Annotated in this window: 8 protein-coding genes and 2 pseudogenes; 3 read left to right on the top strand and 7 right to left on the bottom strand. The window is 35.3% G+C overall.

Features of this window, described 5'->3' with window-relative positions:
• Positions 1–79: 79 nt before the first annotated feature.
• The 4 genes and pseudogenes from HOO91_14445 to HOO91_14430 form a co-directional block, all read right to left on the bottom strand.
• A pseudogene (locus HOO91_14445) lies at positions 80–466 on the bottom strand (fibronectin type III domain-containing protein).
• A 615-nt stretch (positions 467–1081) separates the two neighbouring features.
• Positions 1082–2188, bottom strand: a pseudogene (locus tag HOO91_14440) (endonuclease I).
• Positions 2189–2656: 468 nt separating this feature from the next.
• Positions 2657–3325, bottom strand: a complete 669-nt coding sequence (locus HOO91_14435) for an outer membrane beta-barrel protein (protein ID NOU18752.1) — start codon at positions 3323–3325, stop codon at positions 2657–2659.
• A gap of 127 nt (positions 3326–3452) precedes the next feature.
• Complete coding sequence (locus HOO91_14430) at positions 3453–4562, bottom strand: ATP-binding protein (GenBank protein ID NOU18751.1); 1110 nt, start codon at positions 4560–4562, stop codon at positions 3453–3455.
• A gap of 287 nt (positions 4563–4849) precedes the next feature.
• Between HOO91_14430 and HOO91_14425 the strand changes: the two genes are divergently transcribed.
• The 3 genes from HOO91_14425 (at position 4850) to HOO91_14415 (ending at position 9043) form a co-directional block, all read left to right on the top strand.
• A complete protein-coding gene (locus HOO91_14425; GenBank protein NOU18750.1) occupies positions 4850–5635 on the top strand; it encodes a hypothetical protein in 786 nt (261 codons plus the stop codon).
• A 250-nt stretch (positions 5636–5885) separates the two neighbouring features.
• Complete coding sequence (locus tag HOO91_14420) at positions 5886–8303, top strand: FtsX-like permease family protein (protein ID NOU18749.1); 2418 nt, start codon at positions 5886–5888, stop codon at positions 8301–8303.
• Between the two features lie 143 nt (positions 8304–8446).
• Positions 8447–9043: an isochorismatase family protein gene (locus tag HOO91_14415; protein ID NOU18748.1), complete on the top strand. Its 597-nt coding sequence runs from the start codon at positions 8447–8449 to the stop codon at positions 9041–9043.
• Positions 9044–9109: 66 nt separating this feature from the next.
• On the opposite strand, the gene HOO91_14410 is transcribed toward HOO91_14415, so the two are convergent.
• The 3 genes from HOO91_14410 to HOO91_14400 all read right to left on the bottom strand — a co-directional run bounded on the left by HOO91_14410 (position 9110) and on the right by HOO91_14400 (position 17066).
• Positions 9110–11107 (bottom strand): tetratricopeptide repeat protein, encoded by a 1998-nt coding sequence (locus HOO91_14410; protein NOU18747.1) that lies wholly within the window; start codon positions 11105–11107, stop codon positions 9110–9112.
• 1394 nt (positions 11108–12501) lie between these two features.
• A complete protein-coding gene (locus HOO91_14405) occupies positions 12502–15894 on the bottom strand; it encodes an efflux RND transporter permease subunit (GenBank protein ID NOU18746.1) in 3393 nt (1130 codons plus the stop codon).
• 47 nt (positions 15895–15941) lie between these two features.
• Positions 15942–17066 (bottom strand): efflux RND transporter periplasmic adaptor subunit, encoded by a 1125-nt coding sequence (locus HOO91_14400; GenBank protein ID NOU18745.1) that lies wholly within the window; start codon positions 17064–17066, stop codon positions 15942–15944.
• Positions 17067–17093 lie beyond the last annotated feature (27 nt).

Here is a 17093-nt window from a genome sequence, read left to right as displayed (position 1 = left end):
TAGAACCATCTTGTCCTAAAAATGTACCCGTTAGGTAAGAAGCTCCTACTGAAAAATTAGCAAAGGTTTCCAATTTTGAAGTACCCCCATTGGCCGCTGTTGTAACATTTAAAGTGGTACTTGCAGCAGAAATATTACCCGCAGCATCCTTTGCCTTAACATAGAAAGAGTAAGCTGTAGAAGCAGTTAGGCCAGTTACATTATAACTTGTAGTGGCAGCAGAAGTAAGCAATATCCCATTTTTATATATATCATAACCAGTTACTCCAACGTTATCTGTTGATGCAGTCCAACCTAAGGTTAGAGTAGTTTGAACAACATTAGATGCTGTCAAATTGGTTGGTGCTGTTGGTGCTTGTGTATCTGGAACAACAGCACCAAATGTAACCGTATAATCTTCAACTTCGCCGTAACCGAATGCCTCACAGGCTGTTTGAGCAGCATTATATTTCATCGAAACCCTCATTCGGGTAGTTCCTGATGCAGTAGAAATAACGTTAATTGTCCCTGTTTTGACTGTATTGGATACAGCTCCAGCATCAAAAACTAGCTCGTTGGCATCAGCAAAATCTTTATCCCCATTGTAGTCAATCCAGATTTTCCAGTATTCATTGTATGCCGAACTGGTAAACCCTGGTGTTAATGAAATACTAGCAGCGGTACCAGCAGTTAATGTTATTGTTTTACTTGTAAAATCGGTGTAACCCGCAGCGGTGGATGAGTTTGTAAATGCACCTATAACTACCTTCGAAATCCATTCGTCCGCACAGCTATTTCCTTGGGAAGTACAGTAGCTAACCGTTGATGAAGCTGTGGTAACATTAATAGTACTGCTTGCCGCAGAAATATTACCCGCAGCATCCTTTGCCTTAACATAGAAGGAGTATGCTGTAGAAGCAGTTAAACCAGTAACGTTATAGGTTGTGGTTGTAACTGAAGTAAGCAAAGTTCCGTTTCTGTATATATCATAACCTGTTACCCCAACATTGTCAGTTGAAGCAGTCCATCCTAAGGTTAGCGTTGTTTGAGCAACGTTTGATGCAGCTAAATTGGTTGGTGCGGTTGGCGCTTGTGTATCAGAAGCAGAAGTAGTTACATTTATAGTACTGCTTGCAGCAGAAATATTGCCAGCAGCATCTTTAGCCTTAACATAGAAGGTATATGCTGTTGCAGCAGTTAAACCAGTAACATTATAGGTTGTGGTTGTAACGGAAGTAAGTAATGTCCCATTTTTGTAAATATCATAACCAGTTACACCAACGTTATCGGTTGAAGCAGTCCATCCTAAAGTTAATGTAGTTGAAGCAACACTAGAAGCAGCCAAATTGGTTGGTGCTGTTGGTGCTTGTGTATCTGTAGATGTACTCCAAATTTGATTTGCATATTCGGGATGATCAATAAATGGATTCCTATTATTTTGTCTGGCATAAATTGCGTTATTCCTTGCTATTTCACTTGCACTTACAGGATCTTGTGCATTCCATGTTAAAAGAATAGTTAAGAAAGGTTGGGCAAATACCTGATTTGTGGTACCATTAAACATAGCGTAGGATACACCCCATGTTGTAACTACGTTCTCATAACGTGTTGCAAAATAAAAATACATACGAGCAATATCGCCTTTAAATTCGTTAATAGGCTCAAATACTGTCCCTGAATATCCCGCAGAATAACCTGAATTTAATGCTGAACCTAGTTTAGAACCATTTTGGGAAGTATAGGTAGCAGTTCCAACCATACCATGTGGGTAATTAGATCTCATCCCATTTACTTTACCATCGGTAGCTGTAATAAAATGAGCATCAGCAACCATAGGAGATCCTTGGTTGAAAATGGATTGTGGTATCATGTGTTCCCTATTATAGCAATCACCCTCAACGGCATAAGTACCACATTGATCGGTGCTGTATGTGAAATTATAGGGATCAGCACCTGTTGGGTTCTCAGAATACAAATCTAGTATGGTTCCATCATTTTCATAAGAGTAATCCCGATCAGAAGTTTGGTAGGTTGTCCATAAACCAGCATAACCAAGATCCGTATGACCTTTGATTATATTGTACAGTTGGGTCTTTAGAGTATAACCCGTCCCTGTTGCAGTATTATAATATCCTGCAGGGATTTGTGCATATAGAGAAGATGATGTAATCCCTATAAATAGCACTAACCATTGTAGTTTTTTAAACATGATAAGTTAGGTTAAGTTAAAAATTAGGTTATTTAGGTGTTTATGATTACTACAGTTCATTATTTTCGGGATAATTAGTTTCGTTTGCTATAAGTATTTATAATGAAAAAAGATTTCGTTTAACGAAACCAATATAGGGAGTTTTACATATTAATGGTTAATTATGTAAAAACGTTACACCTGAAATACAATTATTTATTAACAATGTTTTTAAATTCCCACATTATCAAATATTTATATGGCTGTTTATACAAACAATAATTACTTAATATAGAATTTATTGATTTTTACGATTTGCCTGTTGGTAGGAATAACAAATCTGATTAATTAACGATCGAGAAGTTTGTCAATTTTTGGAGTAGTAATGATGGAGAAAAGATTTTGGATGTGTTGGATAATCTTCAATGTTACCACACTTCGTTCGGCTAAACAAGCGTATTCAAGAGATTAAACTTAATTAAACCGCCTTTATCTTAATTGTTTAATTATTCCTATCTGCAAATAATGTCGTAGCGACATTGTTGGTGCTTCAATGTTTTTAAATTCTTCAGTCAAACCCCTATAAAAAATGTATTGAGGAACTATGTACCAATCTTTCTTTAATCTAATATCATAGCCAATTCTAAATAATAGGCCAAAATTAAATCTGCTATTTTTCGTAATTGACCCATTTTCAGTTAATTTATATGAATCTGGTTGTCCTATTTGCCAAGATGATTGGTATCCCGATTCCGTTTCAGCAATTAAATAATTGATCTCACCCCCAAGGCTAATCCTGATTTTTTTATTGATATTAAAGTTCAATGGGTATACTCCCAGTCCAACTATATATTTGTCTACAGTAGCGTTAGTTGTGCTTTCTCCAGCAAGTCCGCCATTTATTGTGTGTATACTACCTCTATAATTGTCAAATTTTAAAATAATCCTAAATTTTAATAGAGTGTCTAATTTGATGTCTTCTAATCCAATTCCTAGCGAATAGCTATAAGTATTGTTAAAATTTGTTCTAAGATGTCCTCCATCTTTCTGTGAACTAAAAAACCGATTGTTATTTAAACCACCAGAAAACTCAATACGCTGTCCTGCCACTCTTAAAAACAAGAAACTGAGAAATATGTAAAGTATTAGTTTCTTCATCTCCATAAGGTACTAATAATTAGTGCTGTTTGGGCGGTTAAAACTGCTGACTCGTCACCCGATAGTAAACCTAGCAAACTACTAACCCTCCAAATGCGTCATCTGCCCAAATACAATAAATACGCTGTTAGGTGTAGTCCATTTTTTCAAATATCATTTTTGCTTTACACAGAAATTCTAAACTTACAACAGAATTATACTCTTTCTTTCTCTGAGTAGGAACACAGTCAGGTTGCAGTGAATCAATAACTGATTTATTGTTTTCTAAATATTTCTGGAATTCATTCACTTTGTCATTGTTATTAAAAATTAAAAACGGTGCACCTAATCCACGTGAACCAAAATGTATCTTTTTGCGAAGTAAAAATTGAAGAAATATTCCATCCCAAGTGCTCAAATCGTAATAGTAGAACCATTGTTCTTCATTTCCTATTTTGACATATCTTGAACTTGGATTGGCAAGCATTATTCTCATTTCATCACAATAGATATAAGTTAGTTCAAAAAGTGTATTTAATTGGTATTTAAATAAGGCTTTTCCATAATAACCTTTGTTGTTTGGATAAAACTCACAGAATGGCTCCCACATTTCGTTTGGCTCTGAGACCTCTATTCTAAATTCAGGGAAATCTTTATGATAAGCATATTCCACATTTCCAAAATCCTCAAACCACTCATCTGGTCTAAGTAAAAGTTTTTTAAATCTTTCTGAAGGATTTAAATCTAGTCCAAATCTCTGATACCACATTTTTTCGACATGATACAAATCTGCAAAAGAATCTATTGGTGTATTTGTATCAACTACTCTCGTATAAATATGATGTGCTTTTACACATTTGTCTTTATCACGTATGTCAGATGTTAAATAATAAGGTTTATATGGATTATCCTTAATTTTTATAACATCAACTTCTAAGCTATTTAATAAAATCGTTTCAATTTCTATTTCAGGTCTTATTCCTCCCGCAAATGGTTTGTTACGCAAAAAATCTATAAGATTTGATTGATTCTTTCTATTTTCTTGTCCTTTAGTCAATCCGATTATTTCACAATTTTCAGTTGGGTCTGCAACGCCAATAATCAAATATTTTTCACCTTTATGTAAAGAATTGGATAAACATATTATATCATGTAATAAAGACGCTTTATTGTCATGCGGCTCTCTTTTGAAATCCCAATAATCTCCTTCTCTATTTGAGTGAATTAATTCAAGTATTTTGGTAATTATATGTTTCATGATATCATTGGCTTACACCTAATTTATTATAGGTCTAGTTTTTGACATCCCTATATACAAATATACCCATATTTATTAATCCTCAAAACTCAGGCTACTTAATCCTTTTAATACATACAACCATCACAAATTGCATATTAATATATCTTTAAAAACACCTACCAATCAACATTTTATTGGAGTATAGTGTTTTTTAACCAAAGGAAAATCCTTTTTGGCAGTATATTTGCTAGATATCGGAAATTAGGATATTAATATTTGTGCTATTAAAAACAAAAAATATTACAATGAAAACTTATAAAACCGCTATTGTTATTGCAGTTCTTGCAATGCTTACCTCATGTTTTTCGCCAAAGCCTATTATGCGATTTAAACCAGAGGAGACTCAAACCACATGGGAGAAAGGGAAGGAGTATGTTAGCTATAAAAAGGGAGACTATGAGGTTCATGCATCATACTACGGTAATAACGAAAAGTATATAATATTTGATATCGAGGTAATTAATAGCAAAGGGGTTGATTTTCTTGTTGCTCCCGAAGATATAAAATTTTACGCTGGGCGTTGGAACAATGTATCGCAAAGTGTGATTTACGATAATGTTCCCATCCACGCCATTGATCCCGAGGCTGAACTTCTGAAAATAGATATGGATAACTCTAGAGCCGAAGCATCTCGGAAAAACTCACAAATAGCGGCAGTAGCTATATTCGCAGCGGCAATACCTTTGGCAATTGTTGCCTCAAATACCGATATGAAAAATTCAAATTCTGGTAATTCAAATAATTCTGTTAACAATACCGATTTAGTGGAAGTTGGTGTTGATTTGGCTCTTGGAACTACTGCTATTAATCAGATTGGTACTGAGAACCAGATTATATCGCTTAATGATAATCGTAATACTTGGGAAACGGCTTCGCTTCGGAAAACAACCCTTTCGCCTGGCTATTCCATTAGAGGTATGGTATATTTCCCTGTTCCCGATTTAGGTACAAGAAAAATTCAGTTTGATGTTCCTACACCCGATGGAGTAGTAACTTTTAAGTACGATTTTCTTCTTTACTACCCCAAATAGGATAATGATTTAAGTATAGTTTTAGAACTAAACTTTAATATTTCTACTTACAATTTGCATTTAGTTTTGACTGCTCATTACCTGTTCGATTACGTACAGCTAATGGGCAGTTTCGTACATATAAATCAGTTCAGAAAGGCATATAAATGTATGATTATAAAATAGATAAATAAATATTCATGGTATTTGTTAGTAGTTAAACATATCCATATTAAATTAAAAAATTATAAATAATTTAATTGAAAAGAGTATGTTTAAACATATCATTACCATCGCAATTAGGAATATTGCAAAATACTGGAACTATTCGCTAATCAACATTAGCGGGCTTGCAATTGGTTTAGCAAGTTTTATGTTTATTGTACTTTACATAACCGATGAGCTTAGCTACGATAGGTTTAACGAAAAAGCTGATCGAGTATACCGCGTTAACCGCTTTTACAACGCTAACGATGCTAATGAGGATGCAGCAACATGTCCATTCCCATTAGGGCCAACACTTGAAACCGCTTACCCAGATATGGTAGAGAAATCAGTAAGGTTTTTCAATGCTTTGCGTCCTCAATGGTTTTTTGATTATACGAATAGCAAAAACGAGGTTATAAAGTTTAATGAACCAAATTTTGTTCTTGCTGATTCGAGCGTGTTCGATATATTTACTATTCCTTTCGTACAAGGAGATTCAAAAACAGCCCTTGCCAGACCGGGAACAATTGTAATAACTGAATCAACTGCAAAAAGATATTTTGGGAAAGAATCACCAATTGGCAAAAATTTACGGGTAGAGGAGTTTGCAAACTTTGAAGTTACTGGGATTATAAAGGATCTACCAGCTCAATCGCATTTAAGGATTGATTTGATGGCCTCTCTATCAAGTTTTATTCAATTCAACCGTGGAAGAGGTCAGTTTAACCCCGGTTGGATTTGGAATCCTTGCTGGACTTACGTTCTGTTAAAACCGGGGATTAAACCAGAAATGCTCGATAAAAAATTCCCTGAGTTCTATAAAACATACTACACTGGCATTCAAAATCAGGATGTAAGACACTACCTACAGAGCTTAAAGGATATACATCTGAAATCGCACCACATGTATGAAATGCGTCAGAATAGCGATATAATGTATGTTTATATTCTATCAATTATTGCCGCTATTGTTCTTATTCTTGCCTGTATCAATTTTATGAATTTGGTTACAGCAAGCTCCGCAGGTAGGGCAAAGGAGATTGGCATTAAAAAGGTGTTTGGGAGTAATCGTAAAGGTTTAGCCTTGCAGTTCCTAGGTGAAGCTGTTATCCAAAGCGTTTTTGCAATGATTATCGCTCTAATTCTTGTTGAAATTTTCCTTCCAGGATTAAATAATTTTACAGGGAAGCATATACTCACCTCATTTTTATTCCAACCTAAACTGCTTGCTTTCATCATACCTTTATCAGTAGTTGTTGGCCTATTTGCCGGATTATACCCAGCAATATTCCTATCATCGTTTCAACCGCTTAAAGTACTGAAAGGATCACTTAAAAATGGCTCAAAAAGTGTTACGGCACGGAGGGGTTTGGTGATTTTTCAGTTTACAATTTCAATAGGATTAATAATAGGTGCATTTGTAGTTTTTGCTCAGCTTAACTTTATGCGAAATGCAAAAATTGGTTTCAAAAAGGATCAAATTATAACTTTTCAGTCCGTTGGACAGCTATTCAGAAATTACGAGGCTTTTAAAGAGGAATTACGTAGCGATAAAAATATAGTTTCTGTTACAGGAATGGAGGATGTACTTGGTGTAAACCATAACACACGAGCTTACCAGATTGAGGGATTAAACGCTGGCGAAGACTATTATGTTCCGGCATTTTTGGTTGATTGGGATTTTATCCAAACTTTCGATTTTAAGGTTGTTTCGGGTAGGGCTTTCTCCAGAGATTTCCCTAGCGATACCGTAAATGCTGTTATGATTAACGAAACCATGGTAAAAAACATGGGTTGGACAAATGAGAATGCTATTGGGCGAAAGGTTAAATCGTTAGATGGGGATGAAAGAGTTATTGGGGTTGTTAAAGACTTTCATGCGATGTCGTTGCGTAGCCCTTTGAATAATTTTATTATTGATATGTTTCGCAGACCACAGGCATTTGCTCAAGTTATTGCAGTAAGGATAAACTCGAACAACTACAAAGAAGCCATTAAGTTTATTGAAAGTAAATGGACCAAATTTGTTCCCACCCGACCATTCGAGTATAATATTCTAGAACAGCAAATTAGCGGCCTTTATAATGATGAGGAGAAGTTTGGAAAGTTTACTATTATGCTTAGCATTTTAGCCATTATTATTGCAAGTATGGGACTAATTGGCTTAACCTCATTCCTAGCAGAGCAACGCACAAAGGAAATTGGGATACGAAGGGTTTTAGGGGCATCATCGGGTAGTATTATTAAGCTGATGTCGAATGAGTTTATAATTCTACTAATTATCTCCAACGTTATATCGTGGCCTATAACTTATTTTGCAACAACTGGCTGGTTAAAAAACTATGCAAGCCATATCGATACAAAATGGTGGTTATTCATCCTTTCTGGCTTAATAACCCTATTTATAGCATTAATTATTATTGGGGTTCGGGCATATAGAACATCGAATATGAATCCTGCTAAAACGTTGAAATACGAATAGTGATTTTATGGAGGATATGTAATACAAGAAATGTGAAGGTTTATAACAGCCTTCACATTTTTTAACTTTCAGAAATGCTTCTCAGTAATATTTATAGATAACTTGTACACTCTTTAAAAATTATTCATTTTAAATTAAATAGTATGAAGAAAAATCTACCCATTATCATTCTTACCCTTCTTATTAGCATTGCAAATTGCTACTCGCAGGAGGTTAAGGATCAAAAATCGAAACGTATGAGACCTGCTTTACTCGTTATCGACATTCAGAACGCCTACCTACCGATGATTCCTGATCGTGAAAAGGAGGTTGGAATGTATATGATTAACGCAATGATTGATCTTTTCAGAAAGAATGGGTTCCCAATTATCCGAATCCATCATCAGGATTTAGTTGAAGGGCCTAAAACCGATTCCGAAGCTTTTGAGTTCCCCACAACAGTTCAGATAAAACCTGACGATCCAAGGGTTATAAAGCACTACGGCGATGGTTTTAATAAAACCGAATTGGATAGAGTGCTAAAGGATAAAGGTTGCAATACGGTTTTTCTTTGTGGATTAAGCGCAGTTGGTTGTGTTTTGGCAACGTACATTGGTGCAGAAAATCATGATTTTAAAGCCTTTTTTATTAAAGATGCTATCATGAGCCATAATTCTACCTACACCGATAATATTGAAGAGATTTTTGGGGCTATAAGCTACGATGTTGTTAAGGTGATGTTGGAAAATGCGGAGAAATAAATACTATCCCAATTGGTGATAAGAGTTCCGAACTTTTTAAAAGTTCGGAACTCTTACTTTTTGGCTTTACTTAAACGGCAAATGCGATATATAGATTTCAGGGTGAAGACGCTGTTTGTCTAATTCATAATAAAAAGCAGCTGCCCATTCCTCAGCCCTTTCAACCTTTGGGCCTAATGTGATTTTTTGGATTATAGGGTTAATGGGTACTGTTTCTATGTAAACTCTTAGCTGGTTATTATCACTATTAATCTTTTTCTCTAATCCAGCTCCATTTACCACCATTCTTATCTCATGCTCGTACTGGTACTCCACACTTTTAAATAGATAGGCTATTGAGTTTAGCAGCTCCAGTAAATCTTTAATACTATATGATTTCTTTTTGACATTGGCTATATAATCCTTTACTTTTTCTGCTAATTGGTTCATACAAATATTTAACTCCTTCTCTTCATCTTTAGCTCCTGGTACTACAAATAAGTTCTCTTTATTCTGAGTTCTGTATACCATTCTATAGAAGTTAAAGTCATCACCCACCATGTCGGGAGTATCTTTTTTGCTTCCAGATTTTATTGTATCCATTAAACTTTCCTGCAACTTTTTACTATCAAGTGTTATTGAACATCCCTTCGCCTCCTCCTTACTCTCCTTGCCGTACATACGCCATAGCGTTAAATCGTCGTGCTTAATATCCGAAACAAAGCTACCGATAAAGGGCTTTCGAGTAAATGGCATTGCGCAATTCTCCTCGCTCCTTCTGGTTGGTGCTTCGGAGATTCCCAGAAACTTGAAGAGTTCCCTACCCTCTGATGAGTCGTTAAGAAAAGCACATTCAGATAGCCTAAACTTACTATCATCTAAAATCATGGCTTTAGCTGCCGTTAAGCTGGTATAGTGGGTAACAGAACCATTCTTAATCAGTAAAATATCTTTAATCCCCTTCACTAGTTGCTCAATAATACCGTAATCAGCACTGGTAATCGATTTATTTAATTCTTCAATTTTTGATTGGGCTTGCAATGCAAAGTAATCCGATTTATCTTCGGTATACTCAATATATTTTTCAAAATCGTTAAGTGCATTCTGGTACTCATTTCTAAATCTATATGTTATGGCACGGTTATAGTAAGGAAGAGCATACTTCGAATCAAGTTTAATAGCTTTATTGAAGTTTTCTATGGCTTTGTCATATTTTTTCAACTTATTATAAACAATTCCTAATCCATTGAATGGATGTTTATGTCCAGGATTAAGTTCGATGGCTCTATTATAATTTTCAATTGCTTTGTCATATTCTTTCAAATTATTATAAACATTTCCTAATCCGTTGTAAGGATATGCAAAATTGGGATCAATTTCTATTGCTTCTTTATAGGATTCATTGGCTTTATTGAATTCTTTCTTGCAATAATAAGCATTTCCTAATCCATTGTAAGCGTATGCATCTTTATGATCAAGTTCTATGGCTTTATTGAAATATTTTATTGCCTTCTCGTAGTCTTTTAGATTAATATAAACAACTCCTAATCCTTGGTAAGAATATTTACCTTTGGAATTAAGTTCAATAGCTCTATTATAGTTTTCTATGGCTTTGTCATATTGTTGCAAACTTTTATAAACATTTCCTAATTCAGTATAAGTGTATGCATTTTTAGGATCAAGTTCAATAGCTCTATTATAGTTTTCTATTGTCTTGTCGTATTCTTTCAAATCTGAATAAACATCTCCTAATCCATTGTAAGGATTTGCATATTTAGGATTGCTTTCTATTGCTTTATTATAATATCTTATTGCTTCATCGTATTTCTTTAAATCAACATAGATATTGCCTTTATAATGGTTCGCCTTCGCTTGATTTGGATTAATAACGAGAGCCTTGTCAACCGCATTTTCGCAAAAATCATTTTCATATAATCCATGATGTGCATGTGCTTTTTCTACATATAAATCAGCATCATTTAATTTTTCCAATAAGTTGTCAGGGAGTAATTCTATTACCTCAGAATACTTTTTTTCATTGTTTAAGGCTTGCGCCTTTTCTAGTAATTCTTTGTTTGTTGACATCTGTTCCTTCAATTTGGGTAAACGGTATTGCTATGCAATTTGAATTGGAGTACTAAGTTAATTATTAAACAGTATCAGCCAAAAACCTTGTTGTTTTATTATAGAATGTTACTGGTTTAAAGATTTTACCCTTAACTCTTCCAGTTTCTGCGAATTTGGAGGGTTTGGGAGGTTAGTAGATAGATGCTTAATAATCATTATATATTACATTGTTTCTTACATCGAACTCAAAATAAAAACCTATTATAAATATTCACTGCTGTCCGATAAAAATAAATACAATCTCATAAAACATATTAACAACGAGGCTTTGAAAAATATTACGCCCCTACAGGGCTTATTTTTCTGTAGATAACATTTTTCCTACAAATATTATCGCGGTGCTACCGCTTGAAAAGCTGCAGAGCAGCAAAATATTTGTAGTGAGTAATTTACAAATAGAAGTCTAAGCTGCAGAGCAGCGTAATATTAATAAACATTCTAAAACAGATATCATTCAAAATTTCATCGGATAACAATGATAAATATTATAACAGAAGTATCAGGTATAAGATTTCCTATATCAAAAGCAGTTTTTCCATTGTCAGAAACTCAGGCAACGAAAAAACAATCGTTTTTTGCTTCCCAGAAACTCAGGCAACAAAAAAACCATTGTTTTTTGCTTCCCAGAAACTTAGGCAACAAAAAAACAACGGTTTTTATCCTCTTGATACTTCACTCAGATAATAATGATTACCAAAAAGCCCTTTGTGAAATCTTAGTGAACGTTTAAGCGGTAGCTATCCCACAAAAAACACGAAGAAGGCACAAAAAACACTATGCAAATACTCACCCATAATTCCCACGGGTAATTATATCGCAAATTGCGATAGTTGCTGGCACTCTTTGCGTAGTGGCTATTCCATTCCATCGCCCTGTTATAACCTTTTTTTAAGGGGAAGGGGGTTTTTACTGATTCAACCATCCTTTGTGGGTTGCATTTTCTTTGCCCATAGCAACAAATAATCGCAAAATGCGATACTGGGTGGAGGTTGTTTGTATTGTGTGTGATAAGGGTTTCGAACTTTAAAAAAGGTTCTACCAGTATTTTGTCCCTATCAAACAGTCCCGATAGGGACGTTATATCGGTAAAGGATAACATGAGTATTTTTAAAAATCCCGCTAGGGATGAAATCGGAAACTTTTCGGACTTCCGTATTCTACAATAAGCCAAACTCTATTTCATCCCGATGGGATTTTAGGATATGGGGGAATGCTTTTAGTTTTACCGATATTTTGTCCCTACGGGACAGTTCCTGTTGGGACGCTAGATGCATTAATTGGTCTATTCAAAAAAAAACAACCCCAACTCCTTAAATCAAAAGGGTTGGGGTTTATTCGTTATTATTTTAATTCTAGTACAACTTTTTAAAATCAACTTTCTGTGCTAATCTGTTGGATTTACGGCGTTGTCTCCTAATACCACGTGAGTAAATTACAAAGTACATCACAGGTATTAGAATTAGCGTTAGGAATGTTGCAAAACTTAACCCGAATATTATTGTCCACGATAGCGGGCCAAAGAACATAACATTATCGCCACCAAAATGGAGGTGTGGATTCAAATCCGTAAATAGAGTAATAAAGTTAATGTTCATCCCAATGGCTAATGGAATTAGTCCAAGAATGGTTGCAGTTGCAGTAAGAATAACAGGTGTAATACGTGTTTTTCCGGCTTCAATAATGGCCTCGCGGGTTTTCATTCCCTTCTCCTTGAGTACATCGGTAAATTCAACCAGAAGTATACCATTTCTCACCACTATACCTGCTAGGGCAACAATACCCATACCGGTCATGATAATTGAAATGGTCATTCCAAAAATCATATACCCAATGAGTACACCCATTATACTAAATATTACCTCCGAAACAATGATCAATGGTTTTGACATTGAGTTGAATTGGGTAATCATAATAAACATAATCAAGAACAAGGAAAGTAACATTGCCTTGGATAAAAACACCATTGACTCCTGTTGATCTTCTTGCTCACCAGTAATTCTAATTTCAACACCATTGGGTTTTGAATACTGAGGCAACGCTTTTTGAATTTGAGGAATAATAGCGTTTGCTGTATAACCATCCAAAACATTCGATGAAAGTGTGATAACCCTCTTTAAGTTTAAACGATTTATCTGTCCGTAGCTGGTTACATAATCAATTTTAGCAACAACAGATAGAGGAATCTGGCGAATTGCACCCGAGTTCATGTCACGGTAAGTAATTGTCAAATTAAGCAGCTGCTCAATATCGTTGCGCTGGTTCTCCTCAAAGCGAAGCATAATTGGATATTGATCCTCTCCTTCACGATATTTCGAAATCTCCGTGCCAAATCTTGCAGTACGTATAGCACCACCAACAATACCAGCCGAAATTCCTTCGATATTTGCCCTTTCGCGATCTAGGTTGATAACAATTTCAGGTTTTGTAGCTGCAAAGTCCGATTTCAGCTCTTCAATACCACCAATCTGAAGTGAATCGATGAATCGTATAAATTTGGAGGTTGTATTAACCAAATCTGTAAGATTTTCACCTGCAAATTCAATGTTGATTGGTTTACCTGTTGGTGGTCCCGAACTGTTCTTATCAATAATGATTTCAGCACCAGGAATATCTTTAACCACTTTTCGAATTTCAGCCAAATAAACGCCTGTACTAACGCCTCCTCGTTTGCTATACTCAACAAAGTTAATAGCAATCTTCGCTAAATTTGATGATTTAGTTGAATTATCGAAGATATCTTCTGAGGCACCTAATGCAACATTAGTCACAACCGATTCAACGATTGGGTTGTTATTACCAAAAACACCCATAACACGACGTTCTACAACTTTGGCTACTGAATCCGTAACATGTATGTCAGTACCAATAGGCATTTTAATATAGGCATTCAATGAATTGGGTTCGTTATTTGGGAAGAATACGACATCTGTCTTAACATAGTGGTTTACAACCATCGTAACAACAAATAAAGCAATCATTGCCCATAGAATTTTGATGGGTCGCTTTCCAAGGAGTACCCATGCTAAAAGGCTCTCATATCTGCGCATCATTGCTGGAATAAAACGTGACTGGAATTTCCGAAGCACCTTATACCAGAATATATTATGCATAAATATAACTATGGCTATAAAAACTAGAAAATTGCCAATTCCAGTATAGCTTAATAAATAGAATGGAATTGCTGCAGCTATTATTCCGAGTGTAATTTTGTACAATTTTGAAAGTGGAACGGGACGATCCTCATCGTCATGCTTCATAAAGTCAACAGCAAAAATAGGGTTGAATATGTAAGCAACAATAAGTGATGCAAATAGTGTTATTATTAGAGTGATTGGAATGAATTTCATAAAACTTCCAACAACACCAGACCAAAATGCTAATGGTAGAAATGGGGCTAATGTAGTTAAGGTACCCGAAAGAATTGGAGCAAACACTTCCCCTGCCCCAAACTTCGCTGAAACGGCAATTGGCAGTTTTGTCTTCTTAAAAATTCGGTGGGTATTCTCAATAACCACAATGGCATCGTCAACAACAATTCCAAGGGCGAAGATGAATGCAAACATTACCAACATATTCATTGTAAAACCAATATATGGCATGAATATGTAGGCAATAAACATTGATAAAGGAACTGACAGACCAACAAAGATGGAGTTTACAACACCCATGAAAAACATCAGTACCAAGGTAACCAATATGAATCCAATGATAATTGTATTGTTCAATTCGGTTAACGTGTTCCTTGTAAAACGGGATTGATCACCAGTAATCTCAACAGCTAAATTGGGTGGTAACTTATTATCTTTAAAATCGGTAATTATTTCCTTTATTTGATCGGATGCATCGAGTAGATTTTGACCGCTTTTTTTAATTATATTAAGGGTAATTACATTTTTTCCATTGTAGCGTGCAAAACTTTCTTGATCATGATAGGAATCAACAACCACAGCAATATCCTTAAGTTTAACTTGGGCACCACTTGATGTGCTGACAACAATATTCTTTACCTCTTCAATATTTTTTATCTCACCAACAACACGAATTGAACGGCTCATACCCTGCAAATCAATATTTCCACCCGATACGGTTACATTGTTCGCAGCAACAGCCGATTGAACATCATAGAAAGTTAAATTAGCCGCTCTCATTTTATACATATCCATGTTGATTTGGATTTCGCGATCAAGCGCACCAATAATATCAACACGTGTAATCTCCTTTAGCCCTTCGAACTTCTCCTGCATATCGTCGGCATACTTTTTCAATCGATCCAATGGTATATCACCTGAAAGGTTGATGTACATGATTGGAATCTCAGATAGATCGATATCTGTTACTGTTGGCTCTTTAAAGGTTTGATCCTTGGGTAAATCATTAGATGTTTTATCAACAGCATCTTTTACTTTTTGCTTTGCATCTTTCACCTCTACATTCGTATTAAACTCAACAATTATAGCCGAGTAATCCTGAAAGGAGCGTGAAGTAATTTTTTTAACACCATTGATTGATTTTATATTTTTTTCCAAGGGACGAGTTACCAAATTCTCCATATCGGTAGGAGAAGTCCCAGGATACACAGTGCTAACAATAATTTGCGGGATTACAATTTCAGGGAATTGTTCCTTTGGAATTGTAAAATAGTTGATGAGACCAAAAACCGTTATAATAAAAACCAGTACATAGACGCTAATCTTATTATCGATAGCCCAGCTGGTTGCAAAAAACTCTTTGTATTTCTTTTCCATGAAAGTTATTGTTTTATGTTTTAGCATTTATGATAATAATCAAAAAGCTAAAATCTTACATATTCTCCATCTATTAGTTCTTGATAACCCAATGAAATAACCTTTTCAGTAGGCTTAACACCCTCAAGGATTTCAGCTAATCCGTTGTAACTTATACCAAGTTTTACAGGTTGCTTATATGCTGCATTGTATTTATCCTTTGGACGGATTACATATACGTAACTCCCTTTAGCATCGGTTTGTATTACGTTCATTGAGAGTACAACCGCATTATCGGTATGATAATCGTTAATCTGAATAATTGCAATCATATTGGCTTTTAGATCTTGAATAGGGTTTGAAAGCCTAGTCTCGATTATAAAAGTTCTATTTACAGGATTAATATACTGGCTAACAAAGTCAACCTTGGTTTCAACCTGTTGGTTGATATCAGGGAAATTAACCAACAGCTTGTCTCCTTTTTGAACCCTTGAAGAGTATGCTTCCGATACTTCGGCCGTAACTTTCAAGTTTCTAAAAGCAACAACACGGTATGCCACCTGACGTGGATCTGGGCTAACCATACCGCCTACCCTAATGTTACACTCCTCAATATTACCATCAACTGGGGATTTTATTTTGAACTTTTCAATCTGCTGTTTTAAAGAGGCAATTTGCTGCTCAAGCGATTCCTTATTGGATTTGGCTTGTAGATACTGAACCTCACTACCAATTTTTTGATCCCAAAGACGTTTTTGTTTATCGAACATATCAGCAACAAATTTGTATTGGGTTTCTAAACTTTCAAGCTGCTTACGATATTGATCATCATCAAGTTGGGCTAATATCTGACCTTTAACTACATGCTGGCCAACATCAGCGTATTTTGCTAATACGGTTCCTGGTGCTTCGGCAAAAACGCTGGCGTTTTGCTCACCATCCAATTTACCTTGTGCTCTGGTATAATGGTCGAAAGGGCTAGTCTTAACCTCAGTAACCCCAACAAACTTAAATTTTTCGGGATTTAATGTTACACCAGCTACCTTTTGTACTTCGCTCTCAAGATTCTTAATTTTTTCATCAATAGCCTGACGTTGTTCCTTTAGCTTAGCAAGTTCAGCCTGTTTATTGTCACCTTTATTACAAGAAACCACTAGAATGCCTAGGAGTAGTATTAATAATTTTGTCTTCATATTATGATTTTTTCAGTTATCAATTTT

The sequence above is a fragment of the Bacteroidales bacterium genome (assembly GCA_013141385.1).
Taxonomy (GTDB): Bacteria; Bacteroidota; Bacteroidia; order Bacteroidales; family Tenuifilaceae; genus UBA8529.
This window is presented reverse-complemented; position numbering and strand designations above follow the sequence as displayed.